Raw genomic sequence first — 12,503 nt, forward strand, 5'->3', positions numbered from 1 at the left:
GATGGACTTTGCCGCTCGTGAGGCCGGCTGCCCGGTGTGCTTTTCGGACGAGGAATGCACCGTGCTCGCCGATCCGCGGGCGGACGTGCCGGACTGGCTGGTGGCGCGGGCCGTGGCGAAGCGCGATCACTGGTCGGAGCACACCGGGCTGATGCGGCGGCTCCTGCCGGACGTCGTCGGGCTGCTGGCACGTGGTGGGGAGGTCGACGCGCAGGCCGCGATGCGGGCCTTGGCGGCGGCGCGCTGGCAGGAGTGGCCGCCGAGCATGGCGCAGCCGGTCGCGGCGTTCCTCGACGCCTGGTTCCTGGACGCGTTGCGGCGACCGGCGGGCGAAGGGCGGGTGGGCGAGGTGTTCACCGCGTGTTCGGCGGCCGTCGGGTCGGCGTCGCCGTGGCTGCGGATGTGGGAGGCCGAGCGGACACCGGCGGCCGATGCCCATCTGAGCGACTGCTGCCGCTCGTGGGCCTGGTCGCTGCTCGACGGGGACCCGGCCCTTTTCGTCTTTCCGCCGTGGGATTCCGCGGCGGTGGAGGCCGAACTGGCCGACTGGATCGTGTCGTACGCCACGGACCGGCTCGCGGAGTCGGACGTCGCCGATGCGGAGACCGTACGGCTGCTGCGGCTGCTGCCGCTGCCGGAGGAGGAGCGCGAGGCGCGGCGCTGGGTGGTGGACGAGGGGTGATCAGGCCGGAGGGGCAGGAGCGCGTGCGGCGTGCTCCCGCCCGTTCGCCGGGTCGTCAGGCCTGCGGGACCTGGTACGTGAAGACGTAGTGCGGGACGTGGGTCGGCGGGGTCGTGAACTCCTCGCCGACCGCCTCGAAGCCGAGGTGCTCGTAGAAGCCGCGGGCCGAGGTGCGGCCGTTGCACCAGGCCAGCTTGCCGCCGCGGGCGGCGACCTCGGCGAGGCCGGCCTTGAGAACCGCGGCGCCGTAGCCCTGGCCGCGCACGTCGGGGGCGCTCGCCATGCCGCGGAAGCGGTACGCGGGGACGCCCGGGGCGCCCTCGAACTCCTCGGGGAAGAAGGTGACGCAGCCCGCGACCCGGTCGTCCGCGTCGTACGCGGCGATGTGGAACGTGTCGGCCGGCGCGTCCTCCGGATAGACGGCGGTCTCCTTGGGCAGTCCTTCGCGCAGGACCGACCAGCGCAGCTCGAAGATCTCCTCGACCGGGACGCGCTCGATGCGCACTTCCGCCTCCATGCAGTCCGTACCGTCCGCGCCGTCGGTACCGACCGCGCCGTGTGGGGGCCGCCGGAATAGCGGCTTCCGGTGATCAGCTTCGCAGGGGCGTCAAGCCGCCGCGGAAACCAGGCCGGAAAGCGCGGCGAAGTTCAGGCGTCGAGCGCGCGGTGCAGCTGGATCGCGGCCTCGTCGGTGAGGGAGGCGACCTGGTCCACGACCACCCGCAGGCGGGCGGCGTCGTCGGCGGCCGCCTCGAAGTCCGGGCGCAGCGCCGGGTCGAGCGCGGCCGGGGCGCCGGCTGCGAGCATCGCCACGAGGTCGGTGACGATGGCGCGCTGCCGGGTGCGGAGGTCTTCGAGGTCGGCGCGGCCCATGACGTAGTGCGCGGTGAGCGCCTTGAGGACCGCGCATTCGAGGCGGGCCTCGCGCGGGACGAGGAGGTCGGCGGCGTACCGGACGCCCGGGACCGGGCCGAAGAAGCCGCGGGTCTCGGTCTCCGCGGCCCGGCACAGGCGGCCGATGAGCTCGCTGGTGGTGTTCTTGAGGCGGGCCTGGGCGCGGCGCGAGGCGTCGAAGCCCTTGGGCCAGAACTCGGTGGCGAGCAGCCGGTCGAGGGCCTCGGCGAGCTCGTCCTCGGGGGCCAGCGCGTAACGGCGCGCGGCGAGGGCCAGCACCTCGGCGCGCTCGCCCGGGTCGCCGAGGCGGTCCAGGTCGAGACGGCCGGAGTACACCGCGTCCTCGAAGTCGTGGACGGAGTACGCGACGTCGTCGGACCAGTCCATGACCTGGGCCTCCAGGCTGCGGCGGCCCTCGGGGGCGTCGCGGCGGACCCAGGCGAAGACCGCGAGGTCGTCCGCGTACACGCCGTAGGTCCGCACGCCCTCGCGGCGCGGCCACGGGTACTTGAGCACCGCGTCCAGGCCGGCCCGGGTCAGGTTCAGGCCGACGCTGCGGCCGTGCGCGCCGCCGGGGCCGGTGCCCGCTTCGGCGAAGGTCTTCGGCTCCAGGCGGGTCAGCAGGCGCAGGCTCTGCGCGTTGCCCTCGAAGCCGCCGCAGGCCTGCGCGGCGAGGTCGAGGGCCTGTTCGCCGGTGTGGCCGAACGGCGGATGGCCGAGGTCGTGCGCGAGGCACGCGGCCTCGACGAGGTCCGGGTCACAGCCGAGGGCCTTGCCGAGTTCGCGGCCGATCTGGCCGCATTCGAGGGAGTGGGTCAGGCGCGTACGCGGCACCTGGCGGCCGTCGGGCGGGCTCTCGCCGGGCACCACGACCTGCGTCTTGCCGGCCAGCCTGCGCAGGGTGGCCGAGTGCAGCACTCGGGCGCGGTCGCGCTCGAACGCCGTGCGGCCGACGCGCTTGCCGGGCTCGGGGACCCAGCGCTCGCGGTCGTCCTCGCCGTACGCGGTCTGCGGCTGGGCGGGCATCCTTATCCGGTCGGCCATGGGTCAACAGTAGGGACGCGCGGCGACATCCGCGGTCAGACCACGCCGTGGCCGAAACCCGAGCTCCGGCGCAGGAGCCACCAGTGCAGCCAGGCGGCGGTCTCGCGGGCCACGTACTTGCCCTGCGTGGAACGGCTCCGCACCGCGGGGCCCTGGCGGGCCGGCGAGACCGAGGCGTTCAGGCCTTCGGCACGGGCCATCGAACGGGACCGCAGGGCGTGCCACGGGTCGGTGACGATCACCACGCTGCGCCACTGGTGGCGGCGCATCAGGTCGCGCACCGCGCGGACGCTCTGCAACGTGTCGCGCCCCTCGGGGACCGCCAGCACGCTGGTTTCGGCCACTTCGTGGGCGATCAGCCAGCGCCGCCCCGAATCGGCCTCGGTGAAGCGGTCGCCGGGCTGGTTGCCGCCGACCGTGATGATGCGCGGCGCCACGCCCTCCCGGTAGAGCGCGACGGCGTGTTCGAGACGGGCCCGGAGCACCGGCGACGGGCGGCCGTCGTACTGGCTGGCACCGAGGACGAGGATCGCATCGACGGTCGGACGGGCGTCCTGACGGGCCACCCACCACACACGCGCGGCGGTACCAGCGATCACCGCGAGGACGGCGCACAGCAGCAGGGCAACGAACCGGCGTACGCGCCGCAGGAACACACGCCCGCGCGAGCGACGTACGCCGGGAGCGGGTGCGCCGTCGGAGCGGTCCGCCGCACCGCCACCAATCTGGTCGCGACCGGCCGCCGCGGCCGGCTCGGACGCACTCGCGTCGCCGGCCGGGCGCGGGGTGGGGAACCGAAGATCCGTGCGCTGCATCGCCGCACACCCTAACCGGAGAGTGACCGAAAAGAAACCCTGTGTAGTCAGGCGAATACGAGGAGGGCCCCGGACGGCGCACTGCCTGCCTTCCCGCGGCCGACCGCACGGCGGTCGCCCATGCCGCGCCTCAATCGCACGCACTGCGCACCGGTCGCCCCAGACCCCGGAGCCCGGCTGCGGCTGCGGCCGCGGCTGCGACTGCGGCTGCGGGTGGCTCCTCCAGCCGTGACATGCCCTGCCGTCGCGCGAACCGGTCGACCCCGGCCCGGCGATCGGCGGCCCGAGCGCTCCGGCCGCCGCCGATCAGCGCAACGGCCGGAGCCGCTGGACTCGCAGCGGATTCCTCGCCTGCGACCCGCCGAACTGCCGCCGACCGCCCATGGCGGCCAAACCCGAACCCCTGGCGTCGGCGGCTCGCTGCCGGCACCCCACCGCAGTCGCGCCGTGCCGCGATCGACTGCGCTGCGGACTGGTGGGCCCTGGCCTCGGGAATCGGCCGCGGCTGGGGGCCACTCCACCGGCCGTGACGTGGCCCCGGCCATTGCGCAGGCCCGTCTGCCCAAGCCTTGGGCGTCGGCGGCGCGTTGCGGGCGCCGCCAAGTCAGGGGTGCGCGTGGGGCGGGCGAGGTGGAGTCGGACCGGGGAGTGCGGTAAGCGTTGCCGCGTGAGCGCGTGAGCGCGTGAGCGCGTGAGCGCGTCTTGGCGCTTCAGCGCATGTCGGCCAGCTTTCCTCGAAGCTGCAGGACCGCTTTCGTGTGGATCTGGCAGGTGCGGCTCTCGGTCACGCCGAGGACGTGGCCGATCTCGGCCAGCGTGAGGCCCTCGAAGTAATACAAGGTGACCACCGTCTTTTCCCGCTCTGGGAGCGCGTTGACGGCGCGGGCGAGCAAGTGCCGCATCTCGCGCGCCTCGGCGACCTCGACGGGGTTGTCGGCGGTGGTGTCCTCCAGCGTGTCGACCAGGCTCAGGCGGTCCCCGGTCTCCGAGCCGGCGTGCAGGAGTTCGTCCAGCGCCATGACGTTGACCAGCGACAACTGGCTGAAGATCGCATGCAGATCGTCCAGCGGGATGCCCATCTCGCCGGCCACCTCCGCATCCGTCGGCGTACGGGTGAGGCGGCCTTCGAGCGTGGCGTACGCCTGCTCGACACTGCGCGCCTTCTGCCGCACCGACCGCGGGATCCAGTCCAGCGCCCGGAGTTCGTCGATGATCGCGCCGCGGATCCGGCTGATCGCGTACGTCTCGAACTTGATCGCGCGGTCGAGGTCGAACTTCTCGATCGCATCGATCAGCCCGAAGATGCCGTACGAGACGAAGTCCGCCTGGTCGACGTTCGCGGGCAGGCCCACGCCGACGCGGCCCGCGACGTACTTCACCAGCGGCGAGTAGTGCAGGATCAGCCGCTCTCGCAGCCGCGAGTCCCCGGACAGCTTGAACTCGCGCCAGAGGGCGTCCAGCGCGCGGTTCGGGTCACCACCCCGCGCCCCACCCGGGACGGGCCCGGGCACGGTCGCGGTGGTGCCGTCACGCCCTGGGATGTGCTTGGGCATACGTGGCCTTGAGTCGTTCCACCGAGACGTGCGTGTAGATCTGCGTCGTCGCGAGCGTAGCGTGACCGAGCAACTCCTGAACGCTACGAAGGTCCGCGCCTCCTTCGATCAGGTGGGTCGCAGCGGTGTGCCGCAACCCGTGCGGACCGAGGTCAGGCGCGCCCGGGACCTGCGCGAGGCGGTCGTGCACGAGCGTGCGCACCGCGCGCTGGTCGAGCCTGCGGCCGCGGACGCCCAGCCACAGCGCCGCGCCGCTGCGCTCGCCCTGCAGGGCCGGGCGGCCCCGGTCCAGCCAGGCGGAGACCGCACGCACGGCCGGCACGCCGACCGGCACCATGCGCTCTTTGCCGCCCTTGCCGAGCACTCGTATGACGCGGCGTTCCAGGTCGAGGTCGTCGATGTCCAGCCCGACCGACTCGCCCACCCGGACACCGGTCGCGTACAGCACTTCGAGAATCGCCCGATCCCGCAGCCCGACGGGCGTGTCGGCTTCGTCGCCGGCGGATGCAGCGGCAGCCGCTCCGTCACCCCCGTCGGGTACGGCAATTCCGGCCGTTCCGGCTGCGCCTGCGGGCCTGCCTGCCTTGTCGGCTGCGGGTACGGCGGCTCCTGTAGGCGTACGGGTCTTGGCGGTTCCGTGCGGCTGCGGGCCCGGTGCGGCATCCTCGGCCGACGCCGACGCCGAGGTCGAGGCCGACCCTGCCTCGGCGCCCGGTTCGGCGGTCCGCCGCGCGCTGCGTCCCGGGCGGGTCTCCAGCAACTCGCGCGCCTGGTCTTGGCGCAGCTCCGGTGGCAGGGTGCGGTGGGCCTTGGGCGTGGCCGGCAGGGCGCCCGCGTCGTCGTCCACGATCCCGTTCGCGGCCGGCCATCCGGTGAACGCCCGTGCCGCGGCGGCCCGCCGGGCAATGCTGGTGCGGGCGCTCCCGGTACTGGTCAGCCGGGCCGGCCAACTCCGCAGCACGACAAGGTCGATCCCCCGCGGCGAGGTGACGCCCATGCGCCGTGCATGCTCCAGCAGCGCCGCGACGTCACCCGCGTAGGCCCGCACCGAATGCGCGGACAGGCCGCGCTCGGCCCGCAGGTGCCGGATGAAGCGCTCGGCGGCATCGGCCAGTTCGGCGGGCGTGGGAGGGCTTGAAGGGGCCGCGGGGCCCGGAGCAGGCCCGGATGCGGCGCCGGTACGTTCTGCTGGAGCCATGCCCCCACGGTGATCAGTCGGGTCGCCGGGGTCAAGTACCGCCACGACGAGTGGGCGCGGCCCTGCCACGGACGTGCCCCGCCGCACTGCCTGCGCACGGCCCGCAGCGGGCAATTGCCGCCTGCCGCGGACCGGGCGGTCTTCACAGGTCCCTCCGGCGCTGCCAATGGTCCTCGGGAGCAGTGGACGGGGCGTGGCGGACGAGGCCCAGGCGCAGCAGCTCTTCGAGGTGCCCGAGCGCGGCAGTGCGGCCGAGGCCCGCGTCGCGGGCGATGGCCTCGGTGCCGGCCGTGCCGCCCGGCGGGACGGCTTCGAGTACCCGGGCGGCCTCCGCGCCGAGGGTGTCCCAGACCGTGGCCGGACCGGATTGGCGCGGTGCGAGGTCCTCGCCGATGAGCCCGACGTTCTCGATCACCTCGGCGGCACCGGTGACCAGCATGGTGTCCTCCTCGCGCAGCAACTGGTGCACGCCTGCGGACTGCGGAGCGGTGACCGGCCCGGGAATCCCTATCACCATGCGTCCCAGCGCACGGGCCCGCCGGGCGGTGATCAGCGCCCCGCTGCGCAATGCCGCCTCCACGACGACCGTGCCGCGCGACAACGCGGCGATCACGCGGTTGCGCTCCACGAACCGCACGCGGCTCGGCGTGCCGCCCGGCGGCAACTCGCTGACCAGCGTGCCGGTCTCGCCGATCCGCGCCAGCAGCCGCTCATGGCCGCGCGGGTACGCGACGTCGACCCCGCAGGCCAGCACCGCGACGGTCGGCCCGCCTCCGGCGAGGCTGCCGCGGTGGGCGGCGCCATCGATGCCGTAGGCGCCGCCCGACACGACCGTCCAGCCCTGCTCGGCAAGGCCGATGGCCAACTCGTGCGTCACGTAGGTGCCGTAGTCGCTGCCCGCCCGCGCCCCGACCACCGCGACCGAACGCAGCGCGGCATGCCGCAGCGGCACCGGACCGCGCACCCACAGCCCGACGGGACGGGCATCGCCCAGATCGTCCAGTTGCGTGGGCCAATGCCGGTCGCCCGGCACGATGAACCGGCCGCCGAGCCGCGCCACGGTCGCGAGGTCGTCCGCCGCGGACGGCCCGCCGAGCCGGACCCGGTACCCCGCCGGATCCCGCTTGCGGAACTCGGTGGGCAACGGCCCGTCGTCCTGCAGCACGCGCAGCACCTCCTGCGGACCGTGCACCCGAAGTGCCGCCCCCAGCGCGGTATCCCCCGGCTCCGCCAGCCGCGCCAATGCGGCCCGAGCCACATGCTCTTCGTCCACGACGCCTCCCTTCCGATGATGGGACCGAGTTCGATTCGCACGCCGATTCCGATGCACACGCAGACTCCGCCTCAGGCCTGGAAGCGGATTCGGACGCAGACTCCGCCCCGCACCCAAGCTCCGGCCCGGACCACGGCCCGGACCGGCCTCGGGCTGCAGTGGGTGCGCAGCATCGACGAACTGCGCACCCGGTGCCCAGCCGCGGGCAGCGGGTCACCGGGGCGGACGTCGTCGAGGACGTTGCGCCCGGCGACGGCCTGGGGCAGGCAGCCACGTGTCACATCACGTCGCCGCTGTCGTCGTCGCCGTCCCGGGCATAGGCCATCTCCCTTCGCTCCCGGTCCAGATCGAGGGTGGCCAGGTGGGCCAGGACCTCCTGGGATGCGTCCACCGGCTTGTCCGGGACCGGTGGTCGCCGCCCTTGGCGGGTGCCGAGGGTGGTGCCTGCTCCGCGCACGACTCCGGTGCGGAGCTCCAGCGCGGTGCCGACGTCGTCGGAGGTCGGCCGGTCGTGGCCGCGGAGGTCGGCGACGGTCCAGGCGACGCGCAGCACGCGGTCCAGGCCGCGCGCGGTGAGGCGGCCGCGTTCCAGGTCGCGGGCGGCCATCGCCAGGGCGTCCGGGTCGGTGGCCCAGCAGCTGCGCAGCTCGCGGCCGGGGACCTCGGCGTTCACCGACCACGGGGTGTCCGCGAAGCGGTGCGCGGCGCGGGCGCGGGCCTCGCGGACCCGGGCGGCGACCACCGCCGTGGTCTCGCCGGTGCCGGACGGTTCGAGCAGTTCGGCGCGGGAGACCGGGTCCACGGTCACCCGGACGTCGATCCGGTCCAGCAGCGGCCCGGACAGCCGTGCGAGGTACTTGGCCCGCATGACCGCCGAGCACGTGCAGTCCAGCCCCTTGCCCGCGAACCGGCCGCACGGGCAGGGATTGGCCGCGAGCACGAGCAGGAAGCGGGCCGGGAAGCGCAGGGTCCCGGCGGACCTCGCGACGGTGACCATGCCGCCTTCCAGGGGCTGGCGCAGGGCGTCCAGAGCTCTTGTACTGAATTCGGGCGATTCATCCAAAAAGAGGACTCCGTGGTGGGCGAGCGAGACTGCTCCGGGGCGCGGGAGTCCGTTGCCGCCGCCGACCAGGCTCGGCATGGTCGCGGAGTGGTGCGGCGCGCAGAACGGCGGCTCGGTGACCAGCGGGCGGTCCGGCGGCAGGGTGCCGGCGACCGAGTGGACCGCGCTGACTTCGAGCGCCGCGGTGGGCTGCAGGGGCGGCAGCAGCCCGGGCAGGCGCTCGGCGAGCATCGTCTTGCCTGCGCCCGGCGGGCCGAGCAGGTAGAGGTGGTGGCCGCCGGCCGCGCAGATCTCCAGCGCGCGGCGGGCCCGGGCCTGGCCGGCCACGTCGGCGAGGTCCGGGGGCGGTTCGCCGGGCACCCCGGGGCCGCTCACCACCATCGGGCCGAGCAGGTCGGGATCGGGTCCCTGACCGCCGGTCTCGACCGGCTCCTCCGGAACCGGGAGCCCGCGCAGCACCGCGAAGAGGTGGCGCAGCGACCGGACGCCGAGCACCGCGACGTCGGGCACCAGGCGGGCCTCGACGGCCACCGACTCGGGCACCACGACCTTGCGGCAGCCGGCCGAGGCGGCCGCCATCACGGACGGCAGGATGCCGCGGACCGGCCGCACCCGGCCGTCCAGGCCGACCTCGCCGAGCATGATGCAGTCGGCCAGCCGGTCCGGGTCGAGCTTGCCGTTGGCGGCCACGATCGCGCAGGCCACCGCGAGGTCGAAGCCGCTGCCGGTCTTGGGCACGGTGGCCGGGGAGAGTCCGACGGTGATGCGCCGCGGCGGCCATTCCTCGTCCGAGTTGACCAGCGCGGCGCGCACCCGGTCGCGGGACTCGCTGACGCTCTTGTCGGGCAGCCCGACCAGGTTGAACACCGCGAGGCCGGGCTCGATGTCGGCCTGCACCTCGACCACCACGCCGTCCACCCCGAGGAGGGTCACCGAGCGGGTCCGGGCGAACGCCATGTCAGCACGCCCCCTTCACGTGCTCCACGCGCGCGGCACCGCGCGCCGAGGGGAGCACCGCGACCAGGTCGACCCGGACGTCGCAGCCGGGCCGCACCAGATGGGGATGGGCCGCGATCCACTGCTCGGCGAGCGCGCGCAGACGCTCGGCCTTATGGCGGCCGATCGCCTCGCACGGATGCTCGAAGCCGGGGCTCAGCCGGGTCTTGACCTCGCACACGACGAGGACGCCCGGACCGGACGGCGGGCCGAAGCAGTCGGCCTGGTCGGCACCGGGCGGCGGCAGGCCGCGCTCCAGCGCCACGAGATCGAGCTCACCCGCGGCGCAGCGCCAGTTGCGGTCCAGCACGACGAGCCCGGCCTCGACCAGATGCCGCTCCGCGACCCGCTCGCCGTACCCGCCCACCGCACCGTTCCGCCCACCGCGCGGGGGACGGCCGCCTGCCGGATCCGCACCCCCGACCGCCCGGCCACGGCGAACACCGCCGGCGCCCTGGGACGGGCTGTCTCCCGCGGCCATGCCCGCGCACGCCTGTGCGCTCGTGCCGCGGATTTCCTCTTCGCCCTTGCCGGTCATACGACCACCTCCGCCCCCGACCCTGACGGGTTCGGGGGCGGAGGCGCAGGTTCACGATCACCAGCCTGTGGACAACCGCGTCTGTGGACGGCGGGTGTCCGGCCCGCCCGGAATCGGGTATGGCCGGGCGGTGGACCAGGCGTCAGGCCGGTGGACCGGCAGGTTCTATCCTCCGAAGCCTTCGTTGCCCGAGGGCATCTCCAGATCGCTCTTCGTCAGCTCCTCGACGTTGACGTCCTTGAAGGTCAAAACTCGAACATTCTTCACGAATCGGGCGGGACGATACATGTCCCAGACCCATGCGTCCGCCATGGCGAGCTCGAAGAACACCTCGCCGTCGGCCGAGCGCACATGCAGCTCGTACTGGTTCGTGAGATAGAAGCGCCGCTCCGTCTCGATGACGTACTTGAAGAGGCCGACGACATCGCGGTACTCGCGGTAGAGCTGAAGCTCCATCTCGGTCTCGTACTTTTCGAGATCCTCCGCACTCATGCGCGCCCCTCGCTCCTGCGCTTCGCTGTCGTTCCCATTGTGTACCGCGGTCCGGTCCACACTCCCGCGGTACGGGTCAGTTCCACCACTCGAACGGCTCGTCCACCAGCTCACCCGCCAAAAACCCGGGCAGCAACTCGGGCAGCCGCCCCGGATAGAAGTGCTGCGGGCTGGAGACGATCTCCTCAAGGGTCCACCACCGGGCGCCGACGTACTCGTCGACCTCCTCCTCGGTCCACCCGTGGGCGTCGATCTCGGGGGCCTCCGCGGCCACCCGGGCCACCACCACGAACTCGTGCTGGACCCTCCGGTACTCCCCGCGGGTCCATGTGGAGCTGCGCCGCCATGTGGGTGCCCCGATGTCCTCCGGGGCCAGTTGCAGGCCGGTCTCCTCGGCGATCTCGCGCACCGCCGCGTCCACGTACGTCTCCCCGGGGTCCAGGCCGCCGCCGGGCAGGTCCCACCACTCGGAGGGGCGGCTGGCCGGCACGTTGTTGTTGAACAGCAGGATCCGGTCCGAGGCGTCCAGCAGGACCACCCGCACGGCCTTGCGGACCAGGTCGACGCGCAGGTCGGCGGGGTAATCGGGGACCGGATGCGGCAGCGCGTCGGGCCAGGGGCTGACGGATCCCGCGGGCGGCGGGGCGGCGGCGTTCGAAGTCATCTGCCGATTGTGCCCCTGCCGGGCATACGAAGGCCGGAACTCGCACTGGCGTACGAATTCCGGCCTCGTGTCGCGTCTCGTTCCGGCCTCGCGCCGCGCCGCTCCGGCGCGCGTGCGGGGTGTCCGGGGTGTCCGGGCCCGGCTCAGGCCGGCGGCGCCCCGGTGCCCGCGTCGCCGCGCTTCGGCTCGGTCCAGCGCCGCCGCCACAGCAGCAGCGGCACCGCGCCCGCCGCGCCGAACGCCAGCGGCGCGGCCGAGGACGACAGGCCCTTCTGGTCGAAGGTGTCCGGCACACCCAGCCAGTGCATGCGGCCGAGCGGCCAGATGACCGTGAACGCGCGCCCGATGACCTGGTCCTTGTCGACCGTGCCCGCCGCCGGGTCACCCGGTGCCACGTGGGCGCGCGAGTCCGCGGAGTTGGCGCGGTTGTCGCCCATCACCCACAGGCGCCCCTTGGGCACCGTGACCTTGAACGGCTTGTCCGACGGGGCGACCCCGGGCTTGAGGTACGTCTCGTTCAGCGGCACCCCGTTGACCAGGATGCGGCCCTCGGCGTCGCAGCACTCGACGGTGTCGCCGCCGACCCCGATGACCCGCTTGATCAGGTCCTTCTCGTTCGTCGACGGCATCAGGCCGACGAACGACAGGCCCTTCTGCAGGGCCCGCACCAGACCGTTGTCGGACTGCTGCGGCTCGCCCTCCAGCCAGCCGCCCGGGTCCTTGAACACGACGACCTCGCCGCGCTCCGGCTCCGCGCCGAACCACGGGGTGAGCTTGTCGACCAGCACCCGGTCGCCCACCTTGATGGTGTCCTCCATCGACTCCGACGGAATCGAGAAGGCCTGCACCAGGAACGTCTTGATGATCAGCGCGAGCACCAGCGCGATGCCCAGCAGCAGCGGGAGTTCCTTCCAGAAGGACCCCTTCTTCGCCGGCTTGCGCTGCTTCTTCTTGCGCCGGCCCGAGGTGTCCTCGGCATCCGACTCGGCCTCGGCGCCGGCCTCCGCGCCGCTGCCGGCACCGGCTGCGGCGGCGCCTTCACGGGGACGTTCCTGCGCGGGAACTCCGGTCCCCGCAGCGGGCGGACCCGGCGGGAGAGGCGGGACGGGCGGCACCGGGGGCGCCCCCGGACCGTCCGGCGAAGCCGCGTCGCCCGGGCCGACCGGCGGGAACGGCGAGTCCGCACCGCCCGGTTCCCCGGACTCCGGCTGCCGGTGCGGCTCCTCGGGCCGGCGGCCCGACTCGTCGTCTCCACCTGCGGACCGTGCTCCGACCACGACTTCCCCCACGG

Annotated in this window: 12 protein-coding genes; 1 reads left to right on the forward strand and 11 read right to left on the reverse strand. The window is 73.8% G+C overall.

Annotated elements, in window-relative coordinates:
* Positions 1-61 precede the first annotated feature (61 nt).
* Positions 62-682 (forward strand): hypothetical protein, encoded by a 621-nt coding sequence (locus tag LZ495_RS15080; protein ID WP_235052702.1) that lies wholly within the window; start codon positions 62-64, stop codon positions 680-682.
* Positions 683-737: 55 nt separating this feature from the next.
* On the opposite strand, the gene LZ495_RS15085 is transcribed toward LZ495_RS15080, so the two are convergent.
* The 11 genes from LZ495_RS15085 to lepB all read right to left on the reverse strand — a co-directional run bounded on the left by LZ495_RS15085 (position 738) and on the right by lepB (position 12,501).
* Positions 738-1,187 (reverse strand): GNAT family N-acetyltransferase, encoded by a 450-nt coding sequence (locus tag LZ495_RS15085; RefSeq protein ID WP_235052703.1) that lies wholly within the window; start codon positions 1,185-1,187, stop codon positions 738-740.
* 143 nt (positions 1,188-1,330) lie between these two features.
* A complete protein-coding gene (locus LZ495_RS15090; protein ID WP_235052704.1) occupies positions 1,331-2,620 on the reverse strand; it encodes a deoxyguanosinetriphosphate triphosphohydrolase in 1,290 nt (429 codons plus the stop codon).
* Positions 2,621-2,655: 35 nt separating this feature from the next.
* The gene (locus LZ495_RS15095; RefSeq protein WP_235052705.1) at positions 2,656-3,435 is read right to left on the reverse strand and encodes a YdcF family protein; all 780 of its coding nucleotides are present in this window, start codon (positions 3,433-3,435) and stop codon (positions 2,656-2,658) included.
* 710 nt (positions 3,436-4,145) lie between these two features.
* Positions 4,146-4,988: an RNA polymerase sigma factor WhiG gene (gene whiG / locus LZ495_RS15100; protein WP_235052706.1), complete on the reverse strand. Its 843-nt coding sequence runs from the start codon at positions 4,986-4,988 to the stop codon at positions 4,146-4,148.
* Complete coding sequence (locus LZ495_RS15105; protein WP_235052707.1) at positions 4,963-6,186, reverse strand: tyrosine recombinase XerC; 1,224 nt, start codon at positions 6,184-6,186, stop codon at positions 4,963-4,965. Before LZ495_RS15105 ends, whiG begins: the two co-directional genes overlap by 26 nt.
* Positions 6,187-6,328: 142 nt before the next feature.
* Positions 6,329-7,459 carry a DNA-processing protein DprA gene (dprA, locus tag LZ495_RS15110; protein ID WP_235052708.1) on the reverse strand — a complete coding sequence of 377 codons (1,131 nt, stop codon included), beginning with the start codon at positions 7,457-7,459 and terminating at the stop codon, positions 6,329-6,331.
* A 277-nt stretch (positions 7,460-7,736) separates the two neighbouring features.
* On the reverse strand, positions 7,737-9,479 hold the full coding sequence (locus LZ495_RS15115) for a YifB family Mg chelatase-like AAA ATPase (protein WP_235052709.1): 1,743 nt from the start codon (positions 9,477-9,479) through the stop codon (positions 7,737-7,739).
* A 1-nt stretch (position 9,480) separates the two neighbouring features.
* Positions 9,481-9,885 (reverse strand): YraN family protein, encoded by a 405-nt coding sequence (locus tag LZ495_RS15120; RefSeq protein WP_235052710.1) that lies wholly within the window; start codon positions 9,883-9,885, stop codon positions 9,481-9,483.
* Positions 9,886-10,221: 336 nt separating this feature from the next.
* A complete protein-coding gene (locus tag LZ495_RS15125; protein ID WP_235052863.1) occupies positions 10,222-10,548 on the reverse strand; it encodes a DUF2469 domain-containing protein in 327 nt (108 codons plus the stop codon).
* A gap of 76 nt (positions 10,549-10,624) precedes the next feature.
* On the reverse strand, positions 10,625-11,212 hold the full coding sequence (locus LZ495_RS15130; protein WP_235052711.1) for an NUDIX hydrolase: 588 nt from the start codon (positions 11,210-11,212) through the stop codon (positions 10,625-10,627).
* A gap of 143 nt (positions 11,213-11,355) precedes the next feature.
* Positions 11,356-12,501 (reverse strand): signal peptidase I, encoded by a 1,146-nt coding sequence (gene lepB, locus LZ495_RS15135; protein ID WP_235052712.1) that lies wholly within the window; start codon positions 12,499-12,501, stop codon positions 11,356-11,358.
* Positions 12,502-12,503: the final 2 nt, after the last annotated feature.

Source organism: Yinghuangia soli (assembly GCF_021502675.1).
In the GTDB taxonomy this organism is placed as follows: domain Bacteria; phylum Actinomycetota; class Actinomycetes; order Streptomycetales; family Streptomycetaceae; genus Yinghuangia; species Yinghuangia soli.

Bases quoted from the DNA above. Each gene is read 5' to 3' on its own strand.
- LZ495_RS15090 (WP_235052704.1), bottom strand. From the start codon at position 2,620: ATGGCCGACCGGATAAGGATGCCCGCCCAGCCGCAGACCGCGTACGGC.
- LZ495_RS15095 (WP_235052705.1), bottom strand. From the start codon at position 3,435: ATGCAGCGCACGGATCTTCGGTTCCCCACCCCGCGCCCGGCCGGCGAC.
- whiG (WP_235052706.1), bottom strand. From the start codon at position 4,988: ATGCCCAAGCACATCCCAGGGCGTGACGGCACCACCGCGACCGTGCCC.
- LZ495_RS15105 (WP_235052707.1), bottom strand. From the start codon at position 6,186: ATGGCTCCAGCAGAACGTACCGGCGCCGCATCCGGGCCTGCTCCGGGC.
- LZ495_RS15115 (WP_235052709.1), bottom strand. From the start codon at position 9,479: ATGGCGTTCGCCCGGACCCGCTCGGTGACCCTCCTCGGGGTGGACGGC.
- LZ495_RS15125 (WP_235052863.1), bottom strand. From the start codon at position 10,548: ATGAGTGCGGAGGATCTCGAAAAGTACGAGACCGAGATGGAGCTTCAG.
- LZ495_RS15130 (WP_235052711.1), bottom strand. From the start codon at position 11,212: ATGACTTCGAACGCCGCCGCCCCGCCGCCCGCGGGATCCGTCAGCCCC.